Annotated in this window: 17 protein-coding genes and 1 riboswitch; of the genes, 8 read left to right on the plus strand and 9 right to left on the minus strand. The window is 71.8% G+C overall.

What is annotated here, in order from left to right; genetic code table 11:
- Positions 1-118: 118 nt before the first annotated feature.
- Positions 119-1,624 carry an MFS transporter gene (locus tag ACIREE_RS30040; RefSeq protein WP_404158884.1) on the minus strand — a complete coding sequence of 502 codons (1,506 nt, stop codon included), beginning with the start codon at positions 1,622-1,624 and terminating at the stop codon, positions 119-121.
- A 134-nt stretch (positions 1,625-1,758) separates the two neighbouring features.
- Between ACIREE_RS30040 and ACIREE_RS30045 the strand changes: the two genes are divergently transcribed.
- From ACIREE_RS30045 to ACIREE_RS30065, 5 genes are all read left to right on the plus strand, one after another.
- Positions 1,759-2,331: a helix-turn-helix domain-containing protein gene (locus ACIREE_RS30045; protein ID WP_404158887.1), complete on the plus strand. Its 573-nt coding sequence runs from the start codon at positions 1,759-1,761 to the stop codon at positions 2,329-2,331.
- 14 nt (positions 2,332-2,345) lie between these two features.
- Positions 2,346-2,750 carry a hypothetical protein gene (locus ACIREE_RS30050; RefSeq protein WP_404158890.1) on the plus strand — a complete coding sequence of 135 codons (405 nt, stop codon included), beginning with the start codon at positions 2,346-2,348 and terminating at the stop codon, positions 2,748-2,750.
- Between the two features lie 217 nt (positions 2,751-2,967).
- A riboswitch (cobalamin riboswitch) is annotated at positions 2,968-3,158 on the plus strand.
- A gap of 37 nt (positions 3,159-3,195) precedes the next feature.
- A complete protein-coding gene (locus ACIREE_RS30055; protein WP_404158893.1) occupies positions 3,196-4,260 on the plus strand; it encodes an ABC transporter substrate-binding protein in 1,065 nt (354 codons plus the stop codon).
- A 29-nt stretch (positions 4,261-4,289) separates the two neighbouring features.
- Entirely contained in the window at positions 4,290-5,273 is a 984-nt protein-coding gene (locus tag ACIREE_RS30060) for a FecCD family ABC transporter permease (RefSeq protein ID WP_404159099.1), read from the plus strand.
- On the plus strand, positions 5,270-6,070 hold the full coding sequence (locus ACIREE_RS30065) for an ABC transporter ATP-binding protein (RefSeq protein WP_404158896.1): 801 nt from the start codon (positions 5,270-5,272) through the stop codon (positions 6,068-6,070). The genes ACIREE_RS30060 and ACIREE_RS30065 overlap by 4 nt, the downstream gene beginning before the upstream one ends.
- A gap of 15 nt (positions 6,071-6,085) precedes the next feature.
- Here ACIREE_RS30065 and ACIREE_RS30070 read toward each other — a convergent pair whose 3' ends face one another.
- The gene (locus tag ACIREE_RS30070; protein WP_404158898.1) at positions 6,086-6,706 is read right to left on the minus strand and encodes an L-threonylcarbamoyladenylate synthase; all 621 of its coding nucleotides are present in this window, start codon (positions 6,704-6,706) and stop codon (positions 6,086-6,088) included.
- Positions 6,707-6,890: 184 nt separating this feature from the next.
- On the opposite strand from ACIREE_RS30070, the gene ACIREE_RS30075 reads away from it, so the two are divergent.
- Positions 6,891-8,036, plus strand: a complete 1,146-nt coding sequence (locus ACIREE_RS30075) for a hypothetical protein (RefSeq protein ID WP_404158901.1) — start codon at positions 6,891-6,893, stop codon at positions 8,034-8,036.
- 30 nt (positions 8,037-8,066) lie between these two features.
- Here ACIREE_RS30075 and ACIREE_RS30080 read toward each other — a convergent pair whose 3' ends face one another.
- Positions 8,067-8,438 (minus strand): hypothetical protein, encoded by a 372-nt coding sequence (locus ACIREE_RS30080; protein WP_404158904.1) that lies wholly within the window; start codon positions 8,436-8,438, stop codon positions 8,067-8,069.
- Between the two features lie 75 nt (positions 8,439-8,513).
- Between ACIREE_RS30080 and ACIREE_RS30085 the strand changes: the two genes are divergently transcribed.
- Complete coding sequence (locus ACIREE_RS30085; protein WP_404158907.1) at positions 8,514-8,870, plus strand: DUF779 domain-containing protein; 357 nt, start codon at positions 8,514-8,516, stop codon at positions 8,868-8,870.
- A gap of 103 nt (positions 8,871-8,973) precedes the next feature.
- Positions 8,974-10,206 (plus strand): phosphodiester glycosidase family protein, encoded by a 1,233-nt coding sequence (locus ACIREE_RS30090; RefSeq protein WP_404158910.1) that lies wholly within the window; start codon positions 8,974-8,976, stop codon positions 10,204-10,206.
- A 69-nt stretch (positions 10,207-10,275) separates the two neighbouring features.
- On the opposite strand, the gene ACIREE_RS30095 is transcribed toward ACIREE_RS30090, so the two are convergent.
- From ACIREE_RS30095 to ACIREE_RS30120, 6 genes are all read right to left on the minus strand, one after another.
- Positions 10,276-10,470, minus strand: coding sequence for a hypothetical protein (locus ACIREE_RS30095; protein ID WP_404158913.1), 195 nt, complete (start codon positions 10,468-10,470; stop codon positions 10,276-10,278).
- Between the two features lie 111 nt (positions 10,471-10,581).
- Positions 10,582-11,439 carry a phosphatidylinositol-specific phospholipase C/glycerophosphodiester phosphodiesterase family protein gene (locus ACIREE_RS30100; protein ID WP_404158916.1) on the minus strand — a complete coding sequence of 286 codons (858 nt, stop codon included), beginning with the start codon at positions 11,437-11,439 and terminating at the stop codon, positions 10,582-10,584.
- Between the two features lie 212 nt (positions 11,440-11,651).
- Complete coding sequence (locus tag ACIREE_RS30105) at positions 11,652-12,770, minus strand: acyl-CoA dehydrogenase family protein (RefSeq protein ID WP_404158919.1); 1,119 nt, start codon at positions 12,768-12,770, stop codon at positions 11,652-11,654.
- Positions 12,767-13,951, minus strand: a complete 1,185-nt coding sequence (locus ACIREE_RS30110) for an acyl-CoA dehydrogenase family protein (RefSeq protein ID WP_404158922.1) — start codon at positions 13,949-13,951, stop codon at positions 12,767-12,769. Before ACIREE_RS30110 ends, ACIREE_RS30105 begins: the two co-directional genes overlap by 4 nt.
- Positions 13,948-14,934: an NADPH:quinone oxidoreductase family protein gene (locus tag ACIREE_RS30115; protein WP_404158925.1), complete on the minus strand. Its 987-nt coding sequence runs from the start codon at positions 14,932-14,934 to the stop codon at positions 13,948-13,950. The genes ACIREE_RS30110 and ACIREE_RS30115 overlap by 4 nt, the downstream gene beginning before the upstream one ends.
- Positions 14,935-15,060: 126 nt before the next feature.
- Positions 15,061-15,684, minus strand: coding sequence for a helix-turn-helix domain-containing protein (locus ACIREE_RS30120; protein WP_404158928.1), 624 nt, complete (start codon positions 15,682-15,684; stop codon positions 15,061-15,063).
- Positions 15,685-15,745: the final 61 nt, after the last annotated feature.

The following is a 15,745-nucleotide window of genomic DNA, read 5'->3' on the forward strand; positions in this document are numbered from 1 at the left end:
CGGTGAGTTTTCAGATGGGATGCCAGCTGGGTGGCAGTGAACCGATCGGGTCCGGGGGCGAGGGCGGCGTCGCCGACCGCGTGAGCCCCCGGCCATACGACCGGCTGGGGTCGTCCTCTCAGTGGGTGGGGACGGGGGCGGCGGGCTGTGTGTCCGCGGGGGTCCTGGGCGTTTTCACCAGGGCGGTCAGGGCGAGGACGGCTGCGGCCAGGAGGGCGCCGGCGACGATGAACGCGATGCGGTAGCCGTGCACGAAGCCCTGCAGCCGCAGGACACGGGATGCTTCGCCGCCGGCCGGGGTGCGGGGGTCGAGGTAGCCGGTGACAGCGGCGAGATAGAGGGTGTTGAGGAGGGCAGGGCCGAGGGCCGCGCCGATCTGCTGGCTGGTGGTGAGGGCGGCGCTGGCCACTCCGGCGTCGCGCGGATCGACGCCGGACAGCGCGACGTTGGGGCCCGCGAGGAAGAACAGGCCCACGCCCACACTCACGAGGAGCTGGGTCGGCAGGACCTCTCCGGTGTAGCCGGAGGCGCTGTCCAGGCGGGTGAGCCACAGCAGTCCCGCGGTGGCCAGGGCGGTGCCGGCGACCATCGGGAGCTTGGGGCCGAAGCGGGTGACGAGAGGCGCACCGAGTGTGGTGGTCGCGATGATCCCGGCACTGAACGGCAGGAAGGCGATGCCGGCCTGCAGCGGGGTGTAGTGGAGGTTGACCTGGAGGAAGTACGTCATGAAGAGGTTCATGCCGAACATGCCGGCGCCGATGAGGAGGTTGGCCAGGAACACTCCGGCACGGTTGCGCTCCATGACTACCCGCAGCGGCAGCAGGGGGTGGGTGGTGCGGCGTTCCACGAGCACGAACGCGGTCAGCAGCAGGACGGCGGCCGCCAGGAGGATCACGGTGGCGGGAGCTGTCCAGCCTCCGCCGTCGGCGGCCTGGGTGAAGCCGTAGACGAGGGCGACCAGCCCGCCGGTCACCAGCAAAGCGCCGGGAAGGTCATAGTGCCGGTCGCCCACGGCGCGGCTCTCCCTGACGAAGCGGCGGGCGGCGACAGCGACGGTCAGGGCGATGGGGACGTTGATGTACATGCACCAGCGCCAGCCCGCGTACTCGGTGAGGACGCCGCCCAGGAGAAGCCCGACGGCTCCTCCGCCGCCCTGGAACGCGCCGAAGATCCCGAATGCCTTGGCGCGTTCTTTGGGGTCGGTGAAGGCGACGGTGATGAGGGAGAGCGCCGCGGGTGCCAGGAGGGCGGCGAAGGCGCCTTGCAGGGCGCGTGCGGTGAACAGGGTGCCCGGGTCGGGTGCCAGGCCGCCGAGCATGGAGGCCGCTGCGAAGCCCAGCAGCCCGATGGTGAGGATGCGCTTGCGTCCGGCGAAGTCGGCGACGCGCCCGCCGAGGAGCAGCAGTCCTCCGAAGGCGAGTGCGTAGGCGGTGATCATCCACTGGCGGTTCGCGTCGCCCATCGTGAGGTCGCTCTGCGCCTGCGGCAGCGCGATGTTCACGATGGATACATCGAGCACGACCATGAGGGTGGCGACCGACGCGACGATCAGCGCCATCCACCGGCGCGGATCCGGCGCATCCGCATCCGGGACCTTCCCGGCGGTGCGAGCGGGAGTAGACATCGGCAGCTCTCCTGAGCGATGAGGGGCGGGATTGCCTCGGTGAGCTACAAGGTGCGTGGCTCACGTCGCCAGGAGAGTGCGCCCAGGCCCCAAAAGGTTGCAATCCGTCATGCCGTTTCAGCAAGATGCGGTGCATGGACGCATTCGAGAACGTGCTGGCCGGTGTCGGACCCCGACTGCGGGATCTGCGCCACCGGCACGCCATCACGCTGGCCGCGCTGGCCGAACTCACCGGGATCTCGGAGAGCACGCTCTCCCGCCTGGAGGGCGGAGGCCGCAAGCCCAACCTGGAACTCCTGCTGCCCCTGGCCCAGGCCTACAACGTCCCGCTCGACGAGCTCGTCGGCGCACCGGCGACGGGCGATCCGCGCCTTCACCTGCGCCCCGTCACGCGCGACGGCATGACGTACGTGCCGCTGACCCGCAGGCCGGGCGGCATGCACGCGCACAAGCTCGTCATCAGCCCCAGCGTCGGCGAGCCCGAGCTCCGGACGCACGAGGGCTATGAATGGATCTACGTCCTCAACGGCAGGTTCCGCCTTCACCTCGGCGACCGCGTCCTGGTCATGGCGCCGGGGGAAGTCGCGGAATTCGACACCCACGTGCCGCACTGTCTGGGCTCCGACAACGACCAGCCGGTGGAGTTGCTGGTCATCTTCGGCAAGCAGGGCGAACGCGCCCATCTGCGCGCCCGCCCCACTTCCTGACGCCCCCGGGCGCCATGCCCCCGTCGCCGGCCGGATTCGGGGGGCAGCACCGCGTCCAGGCCGTGCCGACGATCGCCCAGGACCCGCTCGCACACGAGCGCCTCACCGGCCGCGCCGAAGACCTGGGCGGACCGGCGGCGGGCCACTGCCTCGTCGGCGTTCACCAGGTCGGCGTCGATCGCAGCGGCCGTCGCCACACCGAACGGAGGCACCGCGGGCAGACCGCCCATCAGATCGGTGACGTCGCCCGCCACATACACCCCGGGAGCCTCGGTCGCACCGCCCGGCTCGCAAGGGACATAGGTGCCCACACCCATGGGGTGCTCCACCGGGTCGGCTCCCAGGCCGGACAGGATCTCGCCGCGCGCCACGAACCGTGGCGCCACCACCAGCGCGTCCACGGGGGCACGCCGGCCTGAGGCCAACCGGACACCGCATGGGGCGTCGCGCCCTTGTCAGCGATGCCCCTCTTCTTGCCGAACCGGCAAGAGACGGCCGACCGCCGGTCTTCACCGACGACATGCCGCACACCCTGCTCCGCCGTCGCGCGAACGGCGAGACGGTCGAGGAGATCCAGCCCGAGACCTGCTCATCGAGAAGGGCCCGGGTGTGCAGGTCAGGCCCGTGATACCGTCCGAAAGCCAGTCAAACCTCTGTACGTTCTTCTACGTGCACGGGTCAGGGAATCCGGTGGAAATCCGGAGCTGACGCGCAGCGGTGAGGGTGACGGGCGGAGCCACTGCCACTGGGCCGGTCCATCGGTGCGGGAAGGCGCTCCGCCTGGACGATCCCGAGTCCGAAGACCTGCTGGCAGCCTCCGCGGCCGACACGCGGCCGGGGGTGAACCGTAGGCCGGCTCCGCGTATGGGCCCTGGACGCAGAGGAAGTTCCGTGCCTTTCGCACGTCAAGTCCGCCGTTGCGCACCGCTGTTGGCGAGCGCACTGTTGCTCACGGCCTGCGGCGGCGCGGAATCCGCCGACGCGGAGGACCGCACGGGCGGCTCCGATTCCGCTGTCACCCTCGACAACTGCGGCGCGAAGGTGCGGGTCGCACACGCCCCGCGCCGTGCTGTCGCCCTGGACCAGGGATCGGCGGAGATCATGCTCTCGCTCGGCCTCGCCGACCGGATGGTGGGGACCGCGACGTGGACGGATCCCGTCCTGAAGGGGCTGGAGAAGGCGAACGCGAAGGTGCCGCGGCTCGCCGACCGCTACCCGTCGTTCGAGAAGGTCCTGGACACCGAACCGGACTTCGCCGCCGCCTCGTTCACGTACACCCTCGGCAAGGGCGGGGTGGCGCCGCGCGAGCAGTTCGAGAAGCTCGGCGTGCCCACCTACCTCTCCCCCACCGACTGCGCGGGCAAGGACAACAGCGGCGACGGGGACGGTGTGCGCACCAGCGCGCTGACCATGGACACGGTCTACGGCGAGATACGCGATCTGGCCCGGATCTTCGATGTGCGGGAGCGCGGCCAGAAGCTCATCGCCGATCTGAAGTCCCGTGTCAGTACGGCCACTTCGAAGGTCGATGCCCAGAACGTGAGCGTCCTGTACTGGTTCGCGAACTCCGACTCGCCCTACATGGCGGGCTGTTGCGGCGCGCCCGGCATCGTCACCAAGGAACTCGGCCTGCGCAACGTCTTCGACGACACGCACGAGGAGTGGCCGCAGATCAACTGGGAGACCGTCGCGGACCGCGATCCCGACGTCCTCGTCATCGGCGATCTGACCCGCCGCTCGCAGTCCGCGGAGTCCGCCGCGCAGAAGATCAAGTTCCTGGAGTCCGACCCGGTCACCAAGAAGATGACCGCCGTCCGCGAAAAGCGGTACGTGCTGCTGAACGGCCAGGATCTGAACCCGACGATCCGCACCGTGGACGGCGTGGAGAAGGTGGCCACCGCGCTGCGCTCGTTCGGCCTGGCCAAGTGAGCGCTGTCCGCCCCGCCGTCCACTGGGCCATGGCCGTCGCCGCGCTGTGTGTGTCGGTCGCCGTGGCCATCACCATCGGTCCCGCTCACATCGGCGTCGGCGACGTGTGGACGGCGGTCGGCGCCCGGCTCGGCTGGGGCTCGTCGGACCTGTCTCCGATCCGGGACGGCATCGTCTGGAACCTGCGACTGCCCCGCACCCTGCTCGCCGCGGTCTGCGGGGCGGGGCTCGCGGTGTGCGGCACGGTGCTGCAGGCGCTGCTGCGCAATCCCCTCGCGGATCCGTTCGTGCTCGGCGTCTCCTCGGGGGCGTCGACCGGGGCCGTCCTCGTGGTGGTCCTCGGCCTCGGCGGCGGCGCCCTCTCGGTGTCGGGCGGGGCGTTCCTCGGCGCCCTCTGCTCGTTCGCGCTCGTGCTGCTGCTCAGCCACACGCTGGGCGGCACCACGGACCGCGTGGTGCTCTGCGGGGTCGCCGCGATGCAGCTGTTCTCGTCGCTGACGTCGTTCGTGGTGCTGACCGCGGCCGACGCGGAGACGACGCGCGGCGTCCTGTTCTGGCTGCTCGGCTCGCTCGGCGGGGTCGGCTGGAGCGAGGTGTGGCTGTGTCTCGCGGTGCTCGTGGTGGCGCTCGCGGTGTGCCTCGGGTACGGCCGGACCCTGGACGCGTTCGCCTTCGGCCAGGAGGCGGCGGCCGCGCTCGGCGTGCATGTGGCCCGCACCCGGCTCGTCCTGCTCTGTGTGACGGCCCTGCTGACGGCGGCGCTGGTGAGTGCGGCAGGGGCGATCGGCTTCGTCGGACTCGTACTGCCGCACGCGGCACGCGCCCTGGTGGGTCCGGGCCACACCCGACTGCTCCCGGTCACGGCGTTGGCCGGCGCGGTGTTCCTGGTGTGGGTCGACACCCTCGCCCGTACGGTCCTCGAACCGCAGGAGGTTCCGGTGGGGGTGGTGACGTCGCTGATCGGCGTGCCCGCGTTCGTGCTCGTCCTCTACCGCGGCCGGGCCGTCCGGTGAGCGCGGGCCTGCACGCGGACCGGGTGTCCTGGTCGCCCGGCGGCGCCCTCGGCGCCCTCGTGCTCGACGGGGTGAGCCTGACGCCACGGGCGGGCACCGTCACCGGGGTGCTCGGCCCGAACGGCTCGGGCAAGTCGACGCTGCTGCGCCTGCTGGCCGGAGTGCTCGCCCCGGCGGCCGGAGTCGTCACGCTGGACGGCGACCCGCTCTCCGCGGTGCCCCGCAAGGTGGCCGCCCGGCGTATCGCCCTGGTGCATCAACAGGCCGACACCCAGGTCGAGTTGACGGTCGCCGACATCGTACGGCTGGGCCGGATCCCGCACCGCGGGGCCTGGACGCCCGCCTCCGCCGCGGACGAGGCCGCGGTCCGTGACGCCCTGGAGCGCAGCGGCCTCACGAGCCGGGCGCACCGCCGGTGGCACACCCTGTCGGGCGGTGAGCGCCAGCGGGCGCAGATCGCCCGCGCCCTGGCCCAGGAGCCGCGCGAGCTGCTGCTCGACGAGCCCACGAACCATCTGGACATCCAGCACCAGCTGGAACTCCTCGACCTGATCTCGGGCCTTGAGCTGACCTGCGTCGTCGCCCTGCACGACCTGAACCTGGCCGCCACGTACTGCGACCAGGTCGTGGTCCTGCGCCAGGGCCGGGTCGTGGCGGCCGGCGAACCGGACGCCGTCCTCACCGAGGACCTCATCGCTGACGTCTACGGTGTCCGCGCCCACGTCACCCGGCCCGGCCCCGGCGAACGCCCCCACATCCGCTTCCTGGGCACGCTCACCAAAACCGGCGAAGGCTAGGGCCCTGATACAAGGTCACTCGAAGCGGTCGGGGTCCCCCGCGCCGCGCCGTACGATCTCGGCCTCGCCGCCCGAGAAGTCGATGACGGTGGTGGGCTCGGTGCCGCAGTCGCCGGAGTCGAGCACGGCGTCCACCACGTGGTCGAGCCGCTCCTTGATCTCCCAGCCCTGGGTGAGCGGCTCGTCCTCGCCCGGCAGCAGCAGGGTGCTGGAGAGCAGCGGCTCACCGAGCTCGGCGAGCAGGGCCTGGGTGACGACGTGGTCGGGGATGCGGACGCCGACCGTCTTCTTCTTCGGGTGCTGCAGCTGGCGCGGCACCTCGCGCGTCGCGGGCAGGATGAACGTATAGCTGCCGGGCGTCGCTGCCTTGATCGCGCGGAACACATCGTTGTCGATGTGGACGAATCTGCCCAGCTGCGAGAAATCCTGGCATACCAGGGTGAAGTGATGCTTGTCGTCGAGATGCCGGATCGCACGGATCCGCTCCACGCCGTCACGGTTGCCGAGGCGGCAGCCGAGCGCGTAGCAGGAGTCCGTGGGATAGGCGATCAGCGCACTGTCGCGGATGCCGTCGGCGACCGCGCCGATGATGCGCGCTTGCGGGTTCTCGGGGTGCACGTCGAAGTACCGGGCCATCCGCCGAGCCTACGGGATCAGCGGCCCCCCTTCCCGGCGTGCCGTCTCCGGGAGAGCCGTGTACACGCGCGACAATCCCGACACCCGCACACCCTGCCCATTTCCGCCGGCCGGTTCACGGCCCATACTGGGCGTGTCCCGATCACCCTCAGAACGAATCCACCAGAACGACGTAAACGACTCAATGGCCAAGAACAGCACCTCTGTGACCACCGTCCCCGACACCGCGTGGCTGGCGCGCGGGCGCCACCTCGGACCCGAGCCCGAGCAGGATGTCCGGCGCAACCTGATCGCCCTCAAGGCGGCCGGGGTGCTCGACGACTTCCTGGACCTCGACCCCGTCGAGGCGGCCCGCTCATCCGTCCTGCACCCGCGGGACGAGTCCGCCGACCCCGGCCCCTCGGCCCGCCGTCTGTTCGAGGCGCGCTGGCGCGTGGCCGACGACGTCACGGTGCGTGCGCAGCTGACGCTGTACGACCCCGACGGGCGCCGCAAGGACGGCGACGCCGTCACCTGGGTCCTCGCCGCCGAGGCGGAGTGGGACTGGGACCCGCACTGGCCGTCGCCCGCCACGATGTTCTGGCCGGACAGCGACCGGGTCCCCTGGGACAACGACACGGCGGAGGGCGTGCGCCTGCGGGTGACCAACCACCTGCCCAAGGACGACGACGAGCTGCGCCACCGGCTGCGGGAGTGGACCCGGGAGAGCTGGTACGTCCACGTCGTGGTGCACGAGGCGATGACGCCCGACGCGCGGGGTCAGCAGCCGGTCACGACGTTCCTGCCGCCGAGTCTGCGGCACCGGGTGGTCGAGCACCGGGGCACGCCCGAGCAGGCGCAGATCGTCGACTTCGCGATGAAGCGGGAGCTGAAGCTGCGGATGCCGCGGGGCGGCGCCGTGATCCTGCCCACCGCCCCGCAGGACCCGGGGTACGACGCGGAGCGCTTCACGGTGCGCAACGTCTTCCTGGACGGCTCGGAGCCGACCGAACTCATCTCCCGGATCAAGGAGTTCGCGGCGCTGCCGCGGCCGCTGCCCGCGGACGCCGAGCGGGCCCTGACGCGGCTGCGCCAGGGCTGGCATCTGCTCACACCGGACGAGGAGCTGGTCCACGCCCGGTCCATGGTGGACCGGTACGCGGAGGCGCTCGACGCCATGACGAAGTCGCGCGACCTGTACCGGGAGGCCTCCGAGGCGGCACAGGCCGCGCTGGCCGAGGCCGGCGACGGTGTGCCCCGGCCGGCCGCGCTCGGCCCCGCCAAGCCGGACGGCTCACCGCTGGGCGCCCTCACGAAGGCGTTCGGCCGCTTCCGGGATCCGAACAAGTAGGGCGAGCCGGCGGGCAGGGCGGCGTCGGCGTCAGTCCTCCGCCGCCTCCTCTTCCCCCTCGTCCCCCGGGTCGGACATCCGCAGCGCGATCTCCTGCAGCAGCTCGGTGGAGTTGACGTCGGCGCGGCCCTCGTCGTGCACCTTCGCGAGCTGTGTGAAGAGAAACGCGAACGCCTCGACGAGCGACACGCTGGCCGGCATGAGCGCGGCGATGGTCAGCTCGGCGGCCTCCTCCGGATCGGACCCCGCGGGGATCTCGATCGTCGGGAACACCTCCGACACGAGCCGCCCCAGCTGGGTCAGGTCGGTGTCGAGCTGATCCCCGTCGTTGAGCCTGCGCACCATCTCCTGCGTCTCGGTCAGTACACCGATGGCCCGCAGAACGATCTCCCTCTGTTCCATGGGGGGAGCCTATGCGGGCGAGCCACCCGCGCGTGCAACGTGGTCGCAACGTCCTGTCGCCTTCACTGTTCCGTCATGACCGATGCACCCCGCGTGGAGCTGACTCCCGAGGCCGCCGAGCTGGTGCGGCGACTGCGTGACGCCCACGGTCCCTTGATGTTCCACCAGTCCGGCGGCTGCTGCGACGGCAGCGCGCCGATGTGCTTTCCGGCAGGCGAGTTCCGCACGGGCGCGGCGGACGTACTGCTCCAGGAGCTCGCCGTGGCCGGGGTGGCGGAGCCGGTGTCGTTCTGGATGTCGAGGAGCCAGTACGAGGTGTGGAGTCATACGCGGCTCATCGTCGATGTGGTCGAGGGCCGCGGCAGCGGGTTCTCGCTGGAGGCGCCGGAAGGCGTACGTTTCCTGATCCGTTCCCGACTGGTCGGCACTTAGGGCCCTTCTGGCGGATCTCCGCGGCGTCACCCTTCTCCCACGGAGATCCGCCAGAAGGGCTCAAACCATCGACGGGTTCGCTGTCTTCTGCTGAACTCCGTTGATGCAGACGCGAGTTGGCAAAAGACGCAAGAGTGTCCTGACAGCCCTGACGATGGTGGGCGCACTGGCCGGCGTGGGCCTGACGGGGGCCGCACCGGCCAGCGCCGGTACGGCGGCCGGGCGGGTGGCGCCCGGGGTGACGTACAGCGAGTTCGACATTCCCGCCGCCAAGGGCACCGCCCACGCCCATGTCCTGAGTGTCGATCTGCGCGACCCGCGCGTACGCGTCGATCTGCTCCACCCGGGTGCGGTCGGGGCCCGCGCCACCGTTTCCTCGATGGCCGACGCGACCGGTGCCGTCGGTGGCGTCAACGGGGACTTCTTCAACATCACCGAGACCCAGCACCCGGGGGTCGAGGCGACCGGCGCCCCGGTCGGCCCGGCGGTCGCGGGCGGCCGCACCCTGAAGGCGGCCGTCCCGGACGGGCAGCGCTTCGGGCCCGCTCTGCCACCGGGCACCTCCACCCGCGATGTGCTCGGCGTGGGCGTCGACCGGCGGGCCCGGCTCGACAGCATGGCCCTGGACGGCTCGGTCCGTTCGCGCGCGGACCGGGTGACGCTCGGCGGGCTCAACCAGTACGCGCTGCCGGTCGGTTCGGTGGGCGCGTTCACGCCGGAGTGGGGCAGCGTCTCCCGGGCGCGCGCCACCTGCGGCACGGACACCCAGCGCGCGGCGGCGTGCAGCACGGACACCTACGAGGTGACGGTGCGCCGCGGCCGGGTCGTGGCAGCGGCGGACACGCCCGGCAGCGGTCCGATAGCGACGGGCAGCACGGTTCTGGTGGGCCGGGAGGCCGGCGCGCAGTGGCTGCGGAAGCTGTCGGCGGGCGACCCGGTCCAGGTGCGGCACCGGCTGGTCGCCGCGCAGTCGCGGGTCCCGTACCGGTTCGCGGTCGGCGGCTACCCGGTGCTGCGCGGCGGCGCCCCGCTGCCCGGCCTCGACGCGAAGACGTCCGCGGTCCGCACGGCCGCCGGGATCGCCGATCACGGGCGCACCCTCCTGCTGCTCGCCCTGGACGGCGCGCCCGCGTACCGCACGGGTCTTTCCATCGCCGAAGTGGCCGAGACCATGCGGTCGCTGGGCGCCGACGACGCGTTCAGCCTGGACGGCGGCGGTTCGTCGACGCTGGTGGCGCGCGAGCCGGGGGCAGCCTCGGTCACGCTCCTCAACCACCCCACCGACTCCCCCGAGCGCGCCGTCGCCAACGGAATCGGGGTCTATGCGCGCCGCTAGGACGCGCGAGGAAGCGTCGGATCGGATCGGATCGGATCGGGGCGGGGCGGGGCGGGGCGGATCAGGCTCTCAGGGCTGGAGGCTGCTCACCAGGCCCGCGGTGGCCGTGATGCCGTCGTGGATCGTCGGGGCCACGTTGGTGCCTGCCAGCAGAAAGCCGAGCAGGGCGCACACGATGGCGTGCGAGAGCTTCAACGCCCCGTTGCGCAGCATGATCACCGCAACGATCACGAGCAGCAGCACGATGGAAATGGACAGCGACACCGTCGAACCTCCTCCGCCACGCCGGCACCGTGGCTTTCGGCCGCAAGTGTGACGCAGCGGAGGGCGTCCGCAGTGATCTGACCTGTCCCCCGAACGGGTGTTAGATGTCGATCACCGGTCGTGCGCGTCGAGGAAGGCCTCCAGACCGGCGAGGTCGTCGGTGTTGAGGTGATCGACATCGGCGGCCAGCAACTCGGTCCAGACCGCGTCGCGTTCGGGTCCGGCGAGATCCGGCGTGGCCCAGAACCGCACCCGCTGCCCGCGGTCGTGCGCGGCGGACACGATGGTGTGCAGCTGCTCGCGCTCGGCCGCGGGGATCGGTCCTACGCCCTGCCAGGTGAAAAAGGTGGACCAGTTGTCACTGATCAGTGGGATGAGCGAGGCCGGGGCGGACGTACCCAGGTCGGTGAGGCGTCCGTCGTAGAAGGCGCTGCGGGTGCCTTGTGCCTCCATCGGGACGCGGGCGGCGCGGTCCCCGGAGACGACGGCGGTGATGGGCCCGGTGCGCACTCGCCCATGGGCGTATGTCGTGAAGAGGCCCTGATACTCCCGCAGTCGGCGGTCGAGTTCGAGGTAGGTCGCCGCGCCTTCGGTCTTGATGTCGATCAGCAGCTGGAGCGGAAAGTGCCGGCCCCGGAAGACCGAGCCGTGGTTCTCGCGCACGCGGGCGGCCAGCGGGGCGAGGTAGAGGGAGTCGAGGGTACGGTCCGGATCGAGGTCGACAGGGTCGTGGGCGACGAGGAGATCGCCGTCGACGAGGTAGATGTCGGCCTCGACGCTGTTGAACCGGTGGTCCAGCGCCTCGAAGAGGGGCCGCGTGTGGTCGTAGTCGTTGTGGGCGTGGGCCCGCAGGAGCGGGCGCGGTCCGGGCTTCCGTCCGGCGGCGTGGGCGAGTTGCGGCGTGGCGGCGCCGACGGCCAGTGCGGCGGCGAAGGCGCCGAGGGCTCTACGGCGGGTGGTCGGGGCCATGCGTGCCTCCCGTGATGGGCTGGTGGGGACACGGCGAGTATGCGGGCCCGGCATCGCCAAGAGGCAGTGCGGCTACGGGAGTTGGCCGGACTGCCGCCCTCGGTTCATTGCCACGTCACGGGCCGGATCGCCCGGGGATCAGGCCGTGCACGTCGCAGCCCCGCCGCCGTCCGACGCCTGCGCGGCACTGGACGGCGGCGGGTGCCCTGGGTTCACGGCGCGCGAAGGTCGGCCAGTTCGGCCAGTTCCTCCCGGTGGCGGCCCGCGGTGCCGAGCGCGATCGAGTCGGCCTTGGCCCGCTTGAGGTAGAGGTGGATCGGGTGTTCCCAGGTCATGCCGATGCCGCCGTGCAACTGGAGCGCCTCCTCGGCGGCGCGCACCGCGACGGGCGCGGCGTACGCCTGCGCGACGGCCACAGCCGTGTCGGTCTCGGCGCTGTCGTCGCTGTCGTCGCTGTCGGTGGCGAGCGCGTCGGCCGCGTTGCGCGCGACGGCCCGGGTGTTGACCACCTCCAGCCACAACTGTGCGAGCCGGTGCTTGAGCGCCTGGAAGGAACCGACGGGCCGGTTGAACTGGTTGCGTTCCCGCGTGTAGCGCACGGTCTCCGTCAACAGCCAGTCGGCGAGGCCGAGTTGCTCGGACACCAGCAGGCCCGCTCCGGCGCGCAGGGCGCGGCGCACGGCGGGTGCGGCGTCGCCGGTGAGCAGGCGCCCGGCCGCGCCGGTGAACGTCACGGCCGCCAGCGGACGGGTCCGGTCGAAGGAGATCTGCGCCTCGACGGAGACGCCGTCGGCCGTGGCGTCCACCGCGAACAGGCCGCTCCGCGTGGGTACGAGGAACACATCGGCCACGGCGGCGTCGGCGACCGCGGTGACGCGTCCGGTCAACTCCTCGCCTGCTGCCGTCACGTCCCTGAAGCCATGCCCCGGCCCCGCCGACAGCGGCACCGCGAGCGCGCCGACCGTGCGGCCGGACGCGAGGGACGCGAGCAGCGTCCGCGCCTCTTCGGTGTCGCAGCCGAGCAGCGCCTCCGTCGCGATGACGGCGCTCGTCAGGTACGGGACCGGTGCCACCGCCCGGCCCAGCTCCTCCAGCACGACGGCGGCCTCGCGGTGCGAGGCGCCCTGGCCGCCGCGCTCCTCCGGGACGAGGAGCCCGGCGAGGCCCATGCTCTCGGCAAGGTTCTTCCACAGGGCGCGGTCGTGCGGTTCGTCGGTCTCGACGCGGGCGAGCACGGCGGCGGCGCCACAGTGGTCGGCGAGCAGGTCGCGGACCGCCGAGCGCAGCGCCTCCTCTTCCTCGGAGTACAGGAGATCGGGCTGTGTGCTCATCGGGCCAGGTCCTTCCAGGCGACGTCCTTGTCGGTGCGCGGCTCGGGCGGCAGGCCCAGGACGCGCTCGGCGACGATGTTGAGCAGGACCTCGCTCGTCCCGCCCTCGATGCTGTTGCCCTTGGCCCGCAGGTAGCGGTAGCCGGCCTCGCGGCCCCCGAAGTCGACGAACTCGGGGCGCCGCAGGGTCCAGTCGTCGTACAACAGGCCCTCCTCGCCGAGGAGTTCGACCTCCAGGCCGCTGATCTCCTGGTTGAGGCGGGCGAAGCCGAGCTTCATCCCGGCGCCCTCGGGGCCGGGGTGCCCCGCGACGAGTTGCTGGCGCAGCCGCTCGCCGGTGACGCGGGCGACCTCGGCCTCGACCCAGAGCTTGACCAGGCGCTGGTGCAGGTCGGCGGTGCGCAGTTCGGGGCGCTCGCGCCAGGTCTTGGCGACGATGCCGATGAGGCCGCCCTCGCGCGGGATGCGCATGCCGCCGATGGCGACGCGCTCGTTGTTGAGGGTGGTCTGGGCGACCTTCCAGCCGTTGCCGACCGCGCCGAGGCGGTGGGCGTCGGGGATCCGGACGTCGGTGAGGAAGACCTCGTTGAACTCGGCCTCGCCGGTGATCTGGCGCAGTGGCCGCACCTCGACGCCGGGATCGGTCATGTCGCAGACGAAGTACGTGATGCCGCGGTGCTTGGGCACGTCCGGGTCGGTGCGGGCGATGAGGATGGCGAAGCGGGAGTTGTGCGCGCCGGACGTCCACACCTTCTGCCCGTTGACGATCCAGTCGTCGCCGTCGCGGACGGCGCGGGTGCCGAGCGCGGCGAGGTCCGAGCCCGCGCCGGGCTCGCTGAACAGCTGGCACCACACCTCCTCGCCGACCCAGAGCGGCTTGAGGAAGCGCTGCTTCTGCTCGTCGGTGCCGTGGTGGAGGATGGTCGGGGCGGCCATGCCGAGCCCGATGCCGTTGCGCCGCGGGTCGTTGCCGGGGGCGTCCGCGGCCTCCAGTTCGGCGTCCACGACGGCCTGGAGGGAGCGCGGTACGTCGAGACCGCCCAGGCCCTTGGGATAGTGCACCCAGGCGAGCCCGGTGTCGAAGCGGGCGCTCAGGAAGTCGCCCCGGGGAGTGGTGGCCGGGGGGTGTGCGGCCAGGAACTCCTGGGTGAGGGTGCGCAGTTGCGCGGCATCGACGCTCATGCGGCGGATCCTTCCGTGCGCGCGGTCAGCCCGGGGATCACGATGACGCGGCCCGTGGTGACGCCGTCGGCGACGCGCTGCACGGCGCCCGCGGCCTCGGTCAGGTCGACGCGCTCGCTGACCAGTGGCTTGATGGCGCCGCGCGTGGCGAGCTCGGTGAGCTGCTGGTGGCAGTGGCCGATCAGCTCGGGGTTCTTGCTGCCGTACAGGCCCCAGTGCAGGCCCATGATCGAATAGTTCTTGACCAGGGCGTGGTTGAGGGCGGGGCTCGGGATGGTCCCGGACGCGAATCCGACGACGACGATCCGGCCCTCGAAGGCGACCGTCTTGGCGGACTGCGTGTAGGCCTCGCCGCCCACCGGGTCGTAGATCACGTCGGCGCCGCGGCCGCCGGTGGCTTCCTTCACGGCGGCGATGACGTCCTCGTTCCGCCGGTCGACGACCACGTCGCAGCCGAGCTGCTGCGCCACCTTGGCCTTCTCGGGGCCGCCGACCACGCCGATGACCCGGGCGCCCGCGGCCTTGCCGAGCTGGACGGCGGCGCTGCCGACGCCGCCCGCGGCGGCGTGCACGAGCAGCGTCTCGCCTGCCTGGAGGTGCGCGCGCCGGTGCAGGCCGAACCAGCCGGTCTGGTAGCCGATGTGCAGCGCGGCCGTCTCGGCGTCGTCCAGGGCGTCGGGCGCGGGCAGCAGAGCGCGCGCGTCGGCGACCACGTACTCGGCGAGGCCGCCGTGCGGCAGCGCGGGGTTGGCGATGACGCGGCGCCCGTCCTCGGTCTCGCCGCAGACCTCCACACCGGGCGTGAACGGCAGCGGCGGCCTGACCTGGTACTGCCCCTTGCACAGCAGCGCGTCCGGGAAGTTGATGTTGGCGGCGCGCACCTTGAGCAGAACCTGCCCCTCACCGGGCACGGGACGCGCCACCTCTTCGAGGCGCATCACCTCGCTCGGCTCGCCGTTCTCGTGCACTTGCCATGCCTGCATGCGGGGCCTCCACGAAACTGCTGCGTCGGTACTGCTGCGTCGGGACTCTGCGACACCGGCTTCCGCTACCGGGTCCAGCCGCATACTAAGCGGTCGCTTGCCCTCCTGGGAATGCCCTCGCCCGGGTCAGTCCGCCGTGCCGCGCGTGGGCCGCGCCCTGACGTGCATCCGCTCGCCCTGCGGCCCGAAGAGGCTGAGGAACTCGGCGGGCCCCTCCCCCGCCGATCCGAACCAGTGCGGTACGCGCGTGTCGAACTCGGCGGCCTCGCCGGGGCCGAGGATCACGTCGTGCCCGCCCAGGACCAGCCGGAGCCTGCCGGAGAGCATGTAGATCCACTCATAGCCCTCGTGGGTCTGCGGGTCCGGCTCCGTCTGCCGGGCCGGCTCGATGACCTTGTACGCCTGGAGCCCACCGGGCTGCCGGGTGAGCGGGATCATCGTCCGGCCGTGATGCACGATCGGCTTCAGGCGCACGCGCGGGTCGCCGACCGGCGGGGCGCCGACCAGCTCGTCGAGCGGCACCTGGTGGGCGCGGGCGATCGGCAGCAGCAGTTCGAGGCTGGGCTTGCGCAGACCCGATTCGAGGCGGGAGAGCGTGCTGACGGAGATGCCGGTGGCGTCGGAGAGCCCGGAGAGCGTGGCACCGCGCTCCTTGCGCAGGGCGCGCAGGCGCGGCCCGACCCCGGAGAGCACGGCATCCATGCCCGCCCCGGACTCCTCGTCTTCATGGTCATCGCGATGCTGCTTCATATTCCTATTGCAGTTTCGGCAAGTCCGTTTGTCAATACGGCGAGGTGGAGTGCATCTTCGA

Origin of the sequence: Streptomyces sp. NPDC102467 (assembly GCF_044765445.1) — a bacterium.
Classification (GTDB): Bacteria; Actinomycetota; Actinomycetes; order Streptomycetales; family Streptomycetaceae; genus Streptomyces.